The organism is Bacillus sp. UNC69MF, assembly GCF_000746035.1.
GTDB classification, from domain to species: domain Bacteria; phylum Bacillota; class Bacilli; order Bacillales; family Bacillaceae; genus Bacillus; species Bacillus velezensis.
Genome location: NZ_KN050798.1, coordinates 446,090 through 459,974, shown reverse-complemented (window position 1 = coordinate 459,974; position 13,885 = coordinate 446,090). Strand labels below are relative to the sequence as shown.

At 46.6% G+C, this 13,885-nt stretch carries 13 protein-coding genes and 2 riboswitches; of the genes, 4 read left to right on the top strand and 9 right to left on the bottom strand.

The features are described 5' to 3' along the window. Window positions 1-33: 33 nt before the first annotated feature. Window positions 34-480: a MarR family transcriptional regulator MhqR gene (locus BR62_RS0114575; protein WP_032871321.1), complete on the bottom strand. Its 447-nt coding sequence runs from the start codon at window positions 478-480 to the stop codon at window positions 34-36. A gap of 198 nt (window positions 481-678) precedes the next feature. Between BR62_RS0114575 and BR62_RS0114570 the strand changes: the two genes are divergently transcribed. Next, window positions 679-2,196, top strand: a complete 1,518-nt coding sequence (locus tag BR62_RS0114570) for an ATP-binding protein (RefSeq protein ID WP_046559543.1) — start codon at window positions 679-681, stop codon at window positions 2,194-2,196. Window positions 2,197-2,406: 210 nt separating this feature from the next. Here the strand turns inward: BR62_RS0114570 and BR62_RS0114565 are convergent, their stop codons facing one another. The 6 genes from BR62_RS0114565 to BR62_RS0114540 form a co-directional block, all read right to left on the bottom strand. Beyond that, a complete protein-coding gene (locus BR62_RS0114565; protein WP_003154690.1) occupies window positions 2,407-2,667 on the bottom strand; it encodes an aspartyl-phosphate phosphatase Spo0E in 261 nt (86 codons plus the stop codon). A 280-nt stretch (window positions 2,668-2,947) separates the two neighbouring features. Then, window positions 2,948-3,484, bottom strand: coding sequence for a 1,2-dihydroxy-3-keto-5-methylthiopentene dioxygenase (locus tag BR62_RS0114560; RefSeq protein WP_007408465.1), 537 nt, complete (start codon window positions 3,482-3,484; stop codon window positions 2,948-2,950). A 15-nt stretch (window positions 3,485-3,499) separates the two neighbouring features. Then, a complete protein-coding gene (locus BR62_RS0114555) occupies window positions 3,500-4,129 on the bottom strand; it encodes a methylthioribulose 1-phosphate dehydratase (protein WP_032871319.1) in 630 nt (209 codons plus the stop codon). Next, window positions 4,087-4,791, bottom strand: a complete 705-nt coding sequence (gene mtnX / locus BR62_RS0114550; protein ID WP_032871318.1) for a 2-hydroxy-3-keto-5-methylthiopentenyl-1-phosphate phosphatase — start codon at window positions 4,789-4,791, stop codon at window positions 4,087-4,089. The genes BR62_RS0114555 and mtnX overlap by 43 nt, the downstream gene beginning before the upstream one ends. After that, entirely contained in the window at window positions 4,788-6,002 is a 1,215-nt protein-coding gene (mtnW, locus tag BR62_RS0114545; protein WP_015239734.1) for a 2,3-diketo-5-methylthiopentyl-1-phosphate enolase, read from the bottom strand. The genes mtnX and mtnW overlap by 4 nt, the downstream gene beginning before the upstream one ends. 81 nt (window positions 6,003-6,083) lie before the next feature. Continuing rightward, window positions 6,084-6,183: riboswitch (SAM riboswitch) on the bottom strand. Between the two features lie 36 nt (window positions 6,184-6,219). Next, window positions 6,220-7,416 carry a pyridoxal phosphate-dependent aminotransferase gene (locus tag BR62_RS0114540; protein WP_032871316.1) on the bottom strand — a complete coding sequence of 399 codons (1,197 nt, stop codon included), beginning with the start codon at window positions 7,414-7,416 and terminating at the stop codon, window positions 6,220-6,222. A 91-nt stretch (window positions 7,417-7,507) separates the two neighbouring features. Between BR62_RS0114540 and BR62_RS0114535 the strand changes: the two genes are divergently transcribed. The 3 genes from BR62_RS0114535 to mtnA all read left to right on the top strand — a co-directional run bounded on the left by BR62_RS0114535 (window position 7,508) and on the right by mtnA (window position 10,896). After that, a complete protein-coding gene (locus BR62_RS0114535; protein WP_003154702.1) occupies window positions 7,508-8,287 on the top strand; it encodes a carbon-nitrogen family hydrolase in 780 nt (259 codons plus the stop codon). A gap of 92 nt (window positions 8,288-8,379) precedes the next feature. Continuing rightward, a riboswitch (SAM riboswitch) is annotated at window positions 8,380-8,534 on the top strand. Between the two features lie 109 nt (window positions 8,535-8,643). Further along, window positions 8,644-9,828, top strand: a complete 1,185-nt coding sequence (gene mtnK / locus BR62_RS0114530) for an S-methyl-5-thioribose kinase (RefSeq protein ID WP_020955725.1) — start codon at window positions 8,644-8,646, stop codon at window positions 9,826-9,828. A gap of 6 nt (window positions 9,829-9,834) precedes the next feature. Next, window positions 9,835-10,896 (top strand): S-methyl-5-thioribose-1-phosphate isomerase, encoded by a 1,062-nt coding sequence (gene mtnA, locus BR62_RS0114525; RefSeq protein WP_032871314.1) that lies wholly within the window; start codon window positions 9,835-9,837, stop codon window positions 10,894-10,896. A gap of 241 nt (window positions 10,897-11,137) precedes the next feature. Here mtnA and BR62_RS0114520 read toward each other — a convergent pair whose 3' ends face one another. Together BR62_RS0114520 and BR62_RS0114515 are read right to left on the bottom strand one after the other, a co-directional pair. Then, window positions 11,138-11,635: a methylated-DNA--[protein]-cysteine S-methyltransferase gene (locus tag BR62_RS0114520; protein WP_007408473.1), complete on the bottom strand. Its 498-nt coding sequence runs from the start codon at window positions 11,633-11,635 to the stop codon at window positions 11,138-11,140. Continuing rightward, window positions 11,632-13,851 carry a PAS domain-containing sensor histidine kinase gene (locus BR62_RS0114515; RefSeq protein ID WP_014417571.1) on the bottom strand — a complete coding sequence of 740 codons (2,220 nt, stop codon included), beginning with the start codon at window positions 13,849-13,851 and terminating at the stop codon, window positions 11,632-11,634. The genes BR62_RS0114520 and BR62_RS0114515 overlap by 4 nt, the downstream gene beginning before the upstream one ends. Between the last annotated feature and the right edge of the window lie 34 nt (window positions 13,852-13,885).

Genomic DNA, 13,885 nt, shown 5'->3' with positions numbered 1-13,885 from the left:
TAAATAAGGAAGCCTTTCAAATGGCTTCCTTTTTTATTTCTGTTGAAAATGTTTAGCGTTTAACCCCACTCTTTTCAGCATTTCCGTACACATTTCTATCTCTTCATCACTCAGCACACTGATCATTTCTTTAATTTCGTCAGCATGATCAGGGAAAATATCGTCCAAAAGACGGATTCCCTTTTCGGAAATCTGTGCGAAAGTCACTCTTCTGTCAGTCGGCGAGGCTTTTCTGATGAGAAGTTCTTTTTTCTCTAATTTGTCAACAACGTATGTAATACTTCCGCTCGCTAATAAAATTTTGTCGCCGATCTGCTGAAGCGGCTGGTTGCCTTTGTGGTACAGCAGCTCAAGCACCGCAAATTCCGTCGGGTTCAGGCCGTGCTTATGAATATGTTTATTCATATGGTCGTTAATAGATCGGTACGCACGTGACAGTACAATAAATAATTTCAATGAGTTTTCTGTTTTATCCGTCATACATTCAATCATCCTTTTACAAAAGAAACCGTTACAGAGAAACATTAATAAACAAAATGAAAAATGTCAACAAAAATGTTTCCAAAATTTCTCTTCTTTTTGTCTGACCTTAATAAAATAATTTGTTTTTCTATCATTTTGGTTATTTTTTCTTATTAAAGAAGTATAAAAATGATATAATACCTCTATTCAAGTGTAATGTTGGAGCGATGCAGAGTGAATACATTTAAAGGTGCCCGGGGAAAGATCAAGCTTTATCTCATATTGGTGATCATCCCGGCACTTATTATCAGCTTTTTCATTTATGAAAAAGAAAAGCAGAAAATAGCCGATAAACACATACAGGAAGCCAGTATGATGCTCAACCTTCACCGCAATAAGCTCAATTATTTAATCGGTGAAACAAAAGCCCGGATGACAACACTTGCGATCGCTGTCGATAAGCCTGTCAATGAAGAAAAGATCATTGACATTCTCGATCAGGCTTTTGAGGATGAACCCAGATTCAGCGGACTGTATATGCTGAATTCCAAAGGTGATGTCATCGCAAGCACGACTGATCTGAAATCAAAGGTGAATTTGGCCGACAGACCGTATTTTACGAAGGCGAAAAAGACGAAAAAAACGGTCATCACAAATGACTACTCCAGCAGAATTACAGGCCAGCGCATCTTCACGATCTGCGTGCCGGTGTTAGACGCAAAACGGGAAGTCACGGATTATTTAGTAGCCGCCATACAAGTCGATTATTTGAGAAATATGATCAATATGCTGAGCCCTGACGTTTATGTCAAGGCAACCAATCAGAATAAAGTGATATTTGCCAGCGGACGGGCTGATCAATCAGAAGGTGTGAAACCGGTCAGCGGGTATCTGGATGATATTAATTGGAATATCAATGTTTATCCGAAACCGGTTGAGCTGAATGAGCTGACCAAAAGCGTGCTGCTGCCGATGTCCAGTATTGCCGTGCTGCTGAATATTCTGTTCATCCTCGTTCAATATTATTTGCTTAAGCGCAAGACCCAGCTGGAGCGCGCTCAAAATGAAGCGCAGAAATTGGAGCTGATCGGAACGCTTGCCGCCAGCACCGCCCATGAAATCCGCAACCCGCTTACAGGGATCAGCGGCTTCATTCAGCTTTTGCAGAAAAAATACAAATCGGAGGAAGATCAGCTGTATTTCTCAATTATTGAGCAGGAGATTAAACGGATCAATCAGATTGTCAGTGAGTTTTTAGTGCTTGGAAAACCCACTGCTGAACGGTTGGAAGTGAACTCGCTGCAGGATATTCTTGATGAGATTATGCCGATTATTTATTCTGAAGGGAATCTGTACAATGTGGAAGTGAATGTGGAGATTCTCGTCAATCGGCCGCTCAAGGTCAACTGCACGAAAGACCATATTAAACAGGTGATTTTAAATGTCGCGAAAAACGCGCTGGAATCCATGCAGGAAGGCGGCCGGCTGTCCATCTATTTAGAAGCCCGCGATCATAAAGCAGTTATTAAGGTGGCCGACAACGGAATGGGCATTTCTGAAGATATGCTTGAGCACATTTTTCTTCCGTTTGTAACGTCAAAGGAAAAAGGCACCGGCCTCGGCCTTGTCGTATGTAAACGAATCATGCTGATGTACGGCGGTTCGATTGACATTCAAAGCGAAGTCGATAAGGGCACAGAGGTCACCATTACCCTCCCTGCCGCTTCTCGATGAAAAAAACACCCTGGATCGGGGTGTTTTTTATTTAAAGAAGAATATGTGTAAGAGGATATACGAGAGGAACGGCATCATAGCCGGCAGATAGTACGAGGCGCTTCGTGAGCCGTGCCAGCGGAAAAATGTGCTGACTGTACGCGGTCATCTTTCGGATGCGGCGCTTGATCAGGAAGCGCATTCAGTCTTCGTTATCTGTTTTATCATCAATCATTTGTTTGCTTCATATGCAGGCATGACGTCACCGCGGGAGAACAAGCCTATTTTCTTCACAAGGCCCTGTATTCCTTGGTGATGTGTACGATCACGGTTTACCAGCTGCTGATACGCGTTCATCAGACAGTCCAGTTCCTGGCTGTGCCTGATCGTGTCATATCCTGTAAACCCTTGCCTGTTAGCCGCATCTATCATCATTTTTCTTTTTTTATCAATAGATACAAGCAATTTTTCTTGTTCAGAATAACTGCCCATTCACTTCACCCCTCACCGCTAAAAGAATAGGAAACAAGTTTGATTGGGTTATTGAGCATTATTACAGATTATACTTTATTTGTAAACATTTTTTTACTAAATAACTTATTTTTTCATTTCATATTGGAATCTTTAGCATGAATACGAGAATAATACCCATTCGGGTAATGATATAAACAGAATGCGGCATATTCAAGATTTAAAAAACAGCCACAGCTGACTTTATATTACAATAAAAAACCTCTCATGCCGGTGGGTGCATGAGAGGTTCGGGCGTCTATCAGTTTTGCACACTTTCATTTTCGTAAATCGGCACCCAGCCCTCAGTCGTCACGAAGATTCGGATTGCGACGACCCGGCGGTCTTCCTGAAGCGTAAAGTAGTGGCGGATGTTCTCCGGAACTGAAATCAAATCTCCCGGATTTAAACGGACGTCGAAAAATGTGCCGTCTTTGCCTTGAATGACGAAGATGCCGTGTCCGCTGACGATAAAGCGGACTTCATCATCCGTGTGGTGATGTTCTCTTTGGAAATTTTTTAATAATTCATCAAGATTCGGCGTGGTGTCTGATAAAGAAATGACATCCTGAGACTGATATCCGCGCCGGGCTGAAATGTCCTGAATCTCCGTGTCAAACGCCGCGAGAATCCGTTCTTTTTCATCTTCGGTTAGATCGTATTTTTCCGAAAGCTCAGACGGAAGTTTTTCAATGTTCCATTGCTCATAGATCACCTCTTGTTCGTCTAAGAAGCGCGCTACTTCTTCCTGATGTTCAATGAGCGTATTTTTTTCGTCATGAATTCTGATGGTCGCCATTTTCTATTCCTCCTTTTATTTTACCAGCTGCGGCCGAAGTGACAGAAGCTTGAGGTGACAGCTGAATAAAAATTCATAGGCTTCCAGCACCCTTTTCGCTTCAAATGCGGTCCGCCCCCATGCCGTAATGCCGTGATTGCGGATTAACACCGCGCCTGAGCCGGCGGCCGCATGGTGCGCGAAGTTTTCGGCCAATGCCGGGATGTGCGCCGGATTGTCAATGATCGGAACGGTCACGGACGCGTTTTCCTCCCATAATCCGAGCGCCTTAATCATCTCCTGCCCCTGAAAAGTGATTTGTTTTTCATCCCCGTAAAGCTCTGAGATGACATTATTATTGACGGTATGGACATGCAGACAGCAGCCGGCGTCTGTCTTTTGGTATAAGTAAGTATGGAGAAGCGTTTCCGCTGAAGGTTTTAAAGAATGGCCGGTCTCAGCGGGCTTCCCGTACTCATCGATTAAGAGAAAATCTTCGTCTGTTTCTTTTCGTTTGTCTTTTCCGCTCGCCGTAACGAGAAAAGTCAGCGGCCCGTCGGATATTTTGATGGAAAGATTCCCGCTCGTTGCCGGGAACCAGTCTCTTTCGGCCAGCTCGCGTTTTACCTCGGCAAGTTCGCGCCAGCGTTCTTCTTTTGCAGCCATGCCTGCACCTCCCCGATGTTTTCAATGCCTGTTTTCACCTCATGAAAATCTTGAAAAGGCAGATGCCGGAGGCCGAGTTCTTTGCATTCAGTCAAAAGATAATCTCTCGCAAAGCACATATCGGACAACTTTGCAGCCTCGACATCCGTGACCGAATCACCGATCATAATGAGAAATTTCTGCTGATCGGATAGCTTACGGATGACTGACGGTTTGCAGCAGCCGCATTGATTGGTACAGTCTCCGTCACAGGCGTGCGGCCAGTCTATATGAATATATTCATTGTCAAAGGATGCATGATTGCAGAAAATCCGCTCCTTTTCTACGATCCCTTCCAAAAGCGGATGCACAAAAAAGTCCATTCCCCCGCTTACGATATAAAACGGGAGGCCGTTTGACCGGACAAACGAGACAAAATCCAAAAAGCCGTCCCGTATTTTCGCATCCTTCAGGATAAAGCCGGTCAGTTCTTCTTTTAAGCTGCTCGGCAGCAGTCCGAACATCCGTCCGACTCCTTCTTGGATTGATATGCTTTTAGACAGAACACCGTCTTTTAATTCAAGCCACTCAGGAGGCGCGAATTGTTTCATCATGCTGACAATGTTGTCGTTCATGGTGACCGTTCCGTCGAAATCACAAATAATCAGCGGTGTGCGGGTCATACGGCTTCCACCCTTCCCCATTTGTCTAATGCGAGCTGAAGATCTTTGCACGACGCGGCTTTTTCTTCAATCGGCTGCGCTTCAAGCACCGCATCAATGATGGCGCGGAACGCTTTTCCGCCGCCCTCGGCTCCTTTCGGGTGGCCGTGAATGCCTCCGCCGGCATTGATGATGTGATCGATGCCGAAATCGCGCATCAACAATGGCACCATACCGGGGTGAATGCCTGCTGACGGGACGGCAAACGACGGATGAAAGACATCGTCTTTTACACATTCATCATGGATTGCAAGCGCGGACTCCTTCGGAAGAGCAACGGATCCGTAAGGTGACGGAAATAAACTGAAATCAGCGCCGCAATAGCGGTTCAGCTTGCCGAGCAAAAGCGCATGCGACAAGCCGTAAACGGGAGATGATGTGAACGCGCCGCTGACTGCCGGATGCGCCATGATCGGAAGCGGGATTTCCCTGTCCTCAGCAAGGCTCTGCATCACATCTAAACCGTAAGCGAACACATTCAATAAAAGCGCGTCCGCCCCGAGTTCTGCCGCGCGCCTCGCTTTATCCCGCAATTCAGCGGTCCTTCCCGTAAGGTTTACGGCATACAGCGTTTTATGCCCCGTTTCCTCCCGGGTTTCCTTCAGGACTTGTTTTCCTTCGATAATGCGGGTTTCAAACGGAGCCAGTTCATTTTCAAAGAAAATTTCGTCATCTTTAATAAGATCCACGCCGCCGAGCGCCTGCTGTCTGAGCTGTTCTTTAATGTCGGCGAGATCCCGTCCGATCACGCCTTTAAATATGCTCATCAGAAGCGGTCTTTCAAATTCGCCCAGCAGTTTGCGGATGCCGTATATACCGAATTTCGGCCCGGGAAGGGAGCGTTTAAACCCTTCGGAAAATTCAAGATCAGTCAATTTTATTTTTCCGTCCAGTGACAGCTTTCCGAATACCGTCGTCAGGACGGCCGGAATATCTCTTGAAAAATTCGCCTCGGGATAGGCGATGGTGATGACGGATTGTGTTTCGTTTTCTGAGGTTCCTTCTTTCTCCTCAACTTTTACGACCCGCCCTTTATGTTTTCTGAGCTGTTCCTGCTTCACCAGGGGCAGGTCAGTCCAGGAGCCTACCGTCAGCCCCGCCGCAATCTGTTCCGCCCGCTTTTCACTGTCCGTTGTGTCTGTCAGAAGATATGTTGCCAATACTTCGCTCATGCGTGAACGCCTCTCTTTCTTTCGCAAAACATAAAAAAACCTCTTCCGTTTGAGCAGAAAGAGGCTTCGTGTTATGTCCGAATCTTATCTCTCAGCTCCTGCTGCAAGAATTAGCACCGTGCTTTATCAGTCGGTTGCCGGGCTTCATCGGGCTCGTCCCTCTGCCTGCTCTTGATAAGAATAATGATTTTATAAAGTATTTTGAATTATCGCATTGTTATTCTGATATGTCAATGCTTTTTCGGGTGAAAAGATTCAGTTTCCCGATCCGTTCCGCAGCTTCTTTAAGTCTTTCTTCACTTGTCAGAAGACCGACTCTTATATAGCCTTCCCCCCATTTTCCGAACCCGTTTCCGGCAGCGACCGCGACATCCGCTTTCTCGAGCAGCAGATCTGAAAACGACTGTGACGTATAACCGTCAGGCACAGGGAGCCATGCAAAAAAGGAGCCCGCCGGAGCCGTCACATCCCAGCCGATATTGCGGCAGGCTTTAATCCATGCATTGCGTCTTGATTCATATCTGTCATTTTGCGCCGCGACGCATGCCTGATCCGCTAAAAGTGCGGCTGCCGCCGCCTGCTGCGCCGCGGGAAACAGGCTGACAAACATATGATCCTGATAAAGGTTGATCGCTTCGATGACAGAAGCGTTTCCGACGGCAAATCCGACCCGCCAGCCCGCCATATTATACGTTTTGGACAAGGTATAGATTTCGATTCCCGTCTCTTTTGCGCCTTCGGTCTGCAAAAAGCTCAGCGGTTTATGCCCGTCAAAGCCGACGGCTCCGTACGCGAAATCATGAACGACACAAATGCCGTTTTGCTCCGCAAAACCGACCGTCTCCTCGAAAAACGCCTCTGTCGCCACAGCGCCGGTCGGATTATTCGGATAATTGAGATACAGCAGCTTCGCCTCGCTCCGCACCTTTTCAGGAATTACGCTGTAATCAGGGAGAAACCCTCTTTCTTCCGTCAGCGGCATCATTTCCATTCTCGCTTTTGCAAGGGCGACGCCTGACCAGTAATCAGGATATCCGGGATCAGGCACCAGAATGGTATCTCCCGGGTTTAAAAGACATTGCGGAAGCTCAACAAGTCCCGCCTTGCCTCCGAACAGCACGGCGACTTCCGTTTCCGGATCAAGCGTGACCCCGTACTCCCTTTCATAAAATGCAGCGGCCGCTTCTTTGAAGCTGTAAGCGCCCCGGAATGATGAGTATTTATGATTTTCCGGCCTTTCGACGGCGCGCTTCATTTCTTCAACGATATGCTGAGGCGTCGGCTGATCAGGGTTTCCCTGCCCTAAATTGATGACGTCTCTGCCTTCTTTCAGCTTTTGATTCACTTTTTGCACCAATGATGCGAAAAATTGTTCCGGCAGCTGTTTGAGTACATCTGAGATTTCAAAGTTCATATTTTCACCTTCTAAAAATGTCTTGAAATGATAGTCCATCATCATATATGGTTAAATAAAAAAAGTAAAGAGAAACTTGAGGTGTTAAAAAATGAAATGGACCGTTTCCTGTTTGCAATTTGATATTTCATACGGAAATCCTTCAGAAAACTTTAAAAAAGCAGAATCTTTGATTGAGCAAGAAAGCCGCCATGCGGATGTAATCGTGCTTCCTGAGTTGTGGACGACCGGCTATGATCTCACACGGCTAGACCAGCTGGCGGATGAAAACGGCAAAGTTTCGGAACAATGGCTTAAAGAAACGGCAAAAACATACAACGTACACCTCGTTGCCGGATCTTTTGCGGTCAAAGAAGGCGAAAATGTCTATAACACCATGTACATCGCCGATAACAGCGGACAGATCGTGAAGCGGTATCAGAAAGCCCATCTGTTTCAGCTGATGGATGAACACCTTTACTTGTCAGCAGGAAACAGCGACGGTTCCTTTGAGCTTGACGGTGTCAAGTGCGCCGGACTGATCTGCTATGATATCCGTTTCCCCGAATGGATCAGAAAGCATACGTCCCAGGGCGCGAATGTCCTGTTTATCTCTGCGGAATGGCCTCTGCCCCGCCTTGATCATTGGCGAAGCCTGCTTATCGCCAGAGCAATTGAAAACCAATGTTTTGTCGCAGCCTCTAACTGCACGGGGTCCAATCCCGATAATGAATTTGCCGGCCACAGCCTGATTATTGACCCGTGGGGCCGGATTTTAGCCGAAGGAGACCGGACGGAAGGCGCAGTCCGGGCGGAAATCGATGTGTCAGAAAGCGCGGCCGTGCGGGGAACCATTCCGGTTTTCCAAGACTTGCGGCGTGATTTATATTAATTTTCAAAAAAATGTTGACAAGAATATCCGGCACCTGCTAATATTTTCATCAACTGATTAATCCGAATTGTGATACAAATCAATATATTTTTCTCTTATCGAGAGTTGGGCGAGGGATTGGCCTTTTGACCCCAACAGCAACCGACCGTAATTCCATTGTGAAATGGGGCGCGTACATTTTGCGCCGAGACGATTGTCTCATAAGGCACGGTGCTAATTCCATCAGATGTTATCTGAGAGATAAGAGGCGGACTGCACTGTTTCAGCCTCCTTCTCTTTCAGAGAAGGAGGCTTTTTTTCGGGCGTATTCTCCGTCACGATCTCTTACTGCCACTACATAATTGGAGGGTAAATCCATGTCAGCAACTAAAATAAGTCTTTATGAACAATTAACAGAAAGCTCCGCCGCCGCGTTAGCCGTCAAGCTCGGCTTATTCCAAAGCAAAAGCACTCTGACATGCCGTGAAATCGGCGACGGCAATTTAAATTACGTCTTTCATGTTTACGATAAAGAAAACAAAAAAGGACTGATTATCAAACAGGCGATTCCTTACGCGAAAGTCGTCGGTGAAAGCTGGCCGCTTACAATTGACAGGGCGAGAATCGAAAGCAGCGCCCTCATCCGCCAGGGCGAACACGTGCCGCACCTCGTTCCGGCCGTTTACTATTCCGATACTGAAATGGCCGTCACGGTAATGGAAGACCTCTCGCATTTGCGGATTTCAAGAAAAGGGCTGCTGGAAGGGAAGCATTATCCCAACTTATCCGCCCATATCGGTGAATTTTTAGGGAAAACGCTGTTTTACTCATCCGATTATGCGCTTGATGCGAAAGTAAAGCAGCAGCTCGCAAAGCAGTTTACAAATCCTGAGCTTTGCAATATTACGGAAAGGCTTGTGTTTACAGAACCGTTTCTCGACCATGAGACAAACGATTTTGAAGAGGAGCTGCGCCCATACGCAGAAAAAGTTTGGAACAATTCCCGGCTGAAAGAAGGTGCTGACGAATTGAAAGCCATCTTTCTGAATTCCGCGGAAACATTGGTTCACGGCGATCTGCACACGGGAAGCATCTTCGCCGATGAACATGAAACAAAGGTGATTGATCCCGAGTTTGCTTTCTTCGGACCGATCGGGTTTGACATCGGCCAATTTATCGCCAATCTGCTGTTAAACGCCCTCAGCCGCGACGGTGACGACAGACAGCCGTTATATGATCATACTGCCGCCGTATGGGATACATTTGTGAAAACATTCAGTGAAGCATGGGAGAAAGACTGCTTGCCTTCCCGCAGACACCTGCTGGAAGACACACTGAAAAACGCGTTTGAGGAAGCGGTCGGTTTTGCGGGATGCGAACTGATCCGGCGCACGATCGGACTCGCCCATGTGGCTGACTTAGATGAAATCACTCCGTTTGACAAACGAATCGAACGGAAGAAGCTCGCGCTTGACATCGGCGCCTATTATATCGAAAACAGAAAAAAACTGAAGCATATCACCGAGGTTCTGGACCAATTTAAGCTCCGTGTAAAGGAATGATGCAGCATGACCAATGAATTTGCCATCCCCCGTTCTGTAGAATGGAAAGAAACCTACATCCGCATTTTAAATCAGCAAAAGCTTCCCGACGTCACTGAATATGCGGAACTTGAAACAAAGGAAGATGTATTCGACGCGATTGTCACGCTGAAAGTAAGGGGCGCCCCGGCCATCGGTATAACCGCGGCGTTCGGACTCGCGCTCTCCGCCAAGTCGTTTGAAGCCCGCGACCTTTCGGATTTCCGACGTCAGTTCGCGGATGTCAAAGCGTATTTAAACAGTTCGAGGCCCACTGCCGTCAACCTCGCGTGGGCGCTTGACAGACTGACGGATTCCATCAGGGATGCGATCTCAATCAATGAAGCGAAGACAACGCTCGTTCATGAAGCCATTCAAATTCAGATTGAGGATGAAGAAACATGCCGAATGATCGGCCAGAATGCGCTGCACCTTTTTAAAAAAGGCGACCAGATCATGACCATCTGCAATGCGGGCTCGATTGCCACAAGCCGATACGGTACGGCGCTTGCTCCCTTTTACTTAGCGAAACAAAAAGATCTCGGCCTTCATATCTACGCATGTGAAACAAGACCCGTTCTCCAAGGATCACGGCTGACGGCGTGGGAGCTAATGCAGGGCGGAATTGATGTCACGCTCATTACCGACAGCATGGCCGCCCATACAATGAAGGAAAAACATATTTCTGCAGTCATTGTCGGCGCTGACAGAATTGCAAAAAACGGTGATACGGCCAACAAAATCGGAACGTACGGCCTCGCTATTTTGGCAAACGCCTTTCAAATTCCGTTTTTTGTGGCCGCACCGCTTTCGACATTTGACTTGCAGATTGAAAACGGCTATCAGATTCCGATTGAAGAGAGAGATCCGGATGAAGTCAGACAGATCTCCGGCATACGCACCGCTCCCGAAGATGTGCCGGTCTTCAATCCGGCCTTTGACATCACACCGGGCAGCCTGATTTCCGGCATTATAACCGAGAAAGGAATTGTGACCGGCTCTTACACGGAAGAAATTGAACAATTATTCACTGACTGCCAGCTGAGCTGAAAAACCGCTGATGATATTGCCTCAGGCAATGTCAGCGGTTTTTTTGTCTGCACAATGTAATCACTTCATCTTTTTGGACGGCTGTAATGAGATGCATTTTAAAAAACAGCTCTGCATAACCGGCTATCTTTTGCGGACGGCTCATTTTCATCAGGCTTCGTCCTCCTTTTTCATCAGACCAACTTTTTTCACTTAATAAAATGATATGTCGGACGTGAAAAAACGGAACGTGCCATACGCTTTATTTTTCTTTATAGGATATTTGTTCGATGTTCAGCAGCACCGCTTTTACATCCGTCTTCGTGCCCGCGTATCCCGTTAAGGCGCTGTTTTTGCCGATTACCCGATGGCAAGGGATCAAAATCGGCAGCCGGTTTCGTTTATTGGCTTGTCCGATGGCGCGCACCGCTTTCGGTTTTCCGATCGCTTCAGCCATATCGCCGTAGCTTCGGGATTCCCCGTAAGGAATCATCGTCAGCGCGTTCCATACCCTTTCCTGAAAGGGTGTGCCTTTTTGTCTCAGAGGCAGAGAGAATTGCTTTCTTTCTCCTGAAAAATATGATGCCAGCTGCTGTTTCGCCTCCGACAGCAAAGCGGTTTCGCACGGCTTTACGCCGGGCGCGTCTTTCCGCCATTCCTCAAAATCTTCCCCGGTGAGAAACAGGCCGGTAATAAAGCTCTCTTCCTCTGTTATGATGACGGTTCCAAACGGCGCTCTCACACTTGTAAAACAGATCATTCCCCGCTCCTTCTTTCTTCGGTATTCTGCCGGATCGGAAGCGTCAAATGAAAAACGGTGCCCTTCCCTTCTTCACTTTCCACATGAATGCGTCCCTGATGTTCTTCGATGATTTTATAGCTGACCATGAGACCGAGGCCCGTTCCCCTGTCTTTTGTCGTGTAAAATGGTTCACCCAGACGTTTTAATTTGTCTTCGGAAATGCCTGTTCCTTCATCTTGAATAGAAATCAAAATGTGGTCTTGATCAGAAGACTGAATGGTCACGTAGATATTGCCGCCGCCCGGCATGACTTCAATGGCGTTTTTTAAAATATTGATAAACACCTGTTTTAATTGATTCGGTTCACAGTAAATCGGCGGGATGTTTCCGGTCAGGTTCAGATGGATCTGCACATTGACAAGATTGGCCTGGGCATTCAAAAGATCAGCCGTGTCTTTCATAATCTGCGTCACGTCTTTTTCTTCATATAATATCGCCTGGGGTTTCGCTAAAATTAAAAATTCAGTGATGATAGACTCGATTCGTTTTAATTCTGAGGTAATGACGTTAAAGTACAGAGAATATTCGCCTTCAATGCTTCCTTGAAGAAGCTGAATGAACCCTTTCAGCGCCGTCATCGGGTTTCTGATTTCGTGGGCGATGCCCGCCGCCAGCTCCCCTACAACATGAAGAGTGTCGGATTTCCGCAGCCTCTCTTCAAGCTCTTTGGCCTCTGTGACATCTTTAAAGATGGCCAGATTCATATTTTGAATGATATTTCTTTTGAAGGAGAATTCCAGTTTGCGGCTGTCGCTGCTGCTTAACAGGAAGGGGATTTCATTATCCATTCCTTCTAAATCAATCTTTCTGGCGGGAACACCCGCGTTTTCAATATCAAATAAAGAAAGAATATCCGGAACGGTGTACGCCCTCAGCTCCTCATCCGGCATACCGAGTATACGGCTTGCGAGAGGATTCGCGTCAATAATGCGGAATTGGTTGTCAAATAAGACCTTGCCGTCCATTGAGCCGTTGAATACTTTTCTGAATTTCAGCTCGCTTTCCCGCAATTCCTTTTCCATCCGCTTACGATCGCTGACATTTCTTAAAATGGTTAAATGCTGACCTTCAAGTATGGTTCGTTTTGATGTGAATTCCAGCTCTTTAAATTGGCCGTTTGCCATCTGAAACAGCATTTCTTCACGGATTTCCCCGTATTTTTCATATTTTTTCTTAATCTGTTTGTATTTTTTCTGCGGATCAACGATAAACGTACATAAATTCGTCTCCACCAGTTTATCCATCGGCAGTTCGAAAATGCGGCACGCCGATTCGTTTGCTTTGGCAATCTTTCCGTCATCAGACCAAATGACAATCGCGTCCATGGCGTTTTCAAAAATTTCGCGGAATCGCTCTTCGCTTTTGAAAAGTTTCAATTCCATCAACCGTTTCTCTGTTATGTCCCTCATAATGGACATGTAGAACCCGCTGATTAAGTTGGACGTAATCGTAAATTCAAACAGCTTCTCTTCGCCCGACCGAAGCTTGACGGGCAGTTCTCCTTTGGCGTTTCCTTTTCTGCGGAGGGTTTCCCAGATTTCTTTCAGATGCTTTTTGTTTTCTCCGTCGGTAAAATGGCGGAGCGACAGATGGGACAATTCATTCTGGCCGATCTCAAAGCTTTTGCAAAAAGAGAGGTTCGCATCAATAAACCCGCCGTCCTTATCAAACAGCACGATGCCGTCGACAGCCCTGTCAAACAAATCTTTAAACAGCTGCTCGTTCATGGAGAATTCGCGCTCTAATATTTTTTTAGAGGAGATGTCCCTCATCACCACAAAAAAATAATCCTCCCCAATTCCGTCTCTGGCGAGGAATTCAATGTATTTCGTCGCGCCGCTGTCAAGCTTAATCGGCACCTCTTTCCACAGATGGCCTTTTTTTAAAAACTTTTTCACGGCCTTATTCAGTTCTTCCTGAGGCACGGAATATAAAAAATCCAGGACGGAGCGGTTAATGAGGTTCTCTGCCTCAATCTGCATCATCCGGGCCGCAGCCTCGTTCGCCTGGACGATTTTCATTTCCTTACGGCATATAAAAATGGCATCAAGCGTGTTATTCATAATCACGTGATACCGGTTCAAATCACTCTTCAGGCGGTCATTTTCCTCTTTCATCCGCTTCAGCTGCTCTTTCAGCGACTCGTTTGTTTGCAAATCCAGAGTTTCAGCCATTCAGTACACTCCTTCTTCAAAAACCTATCCTTCA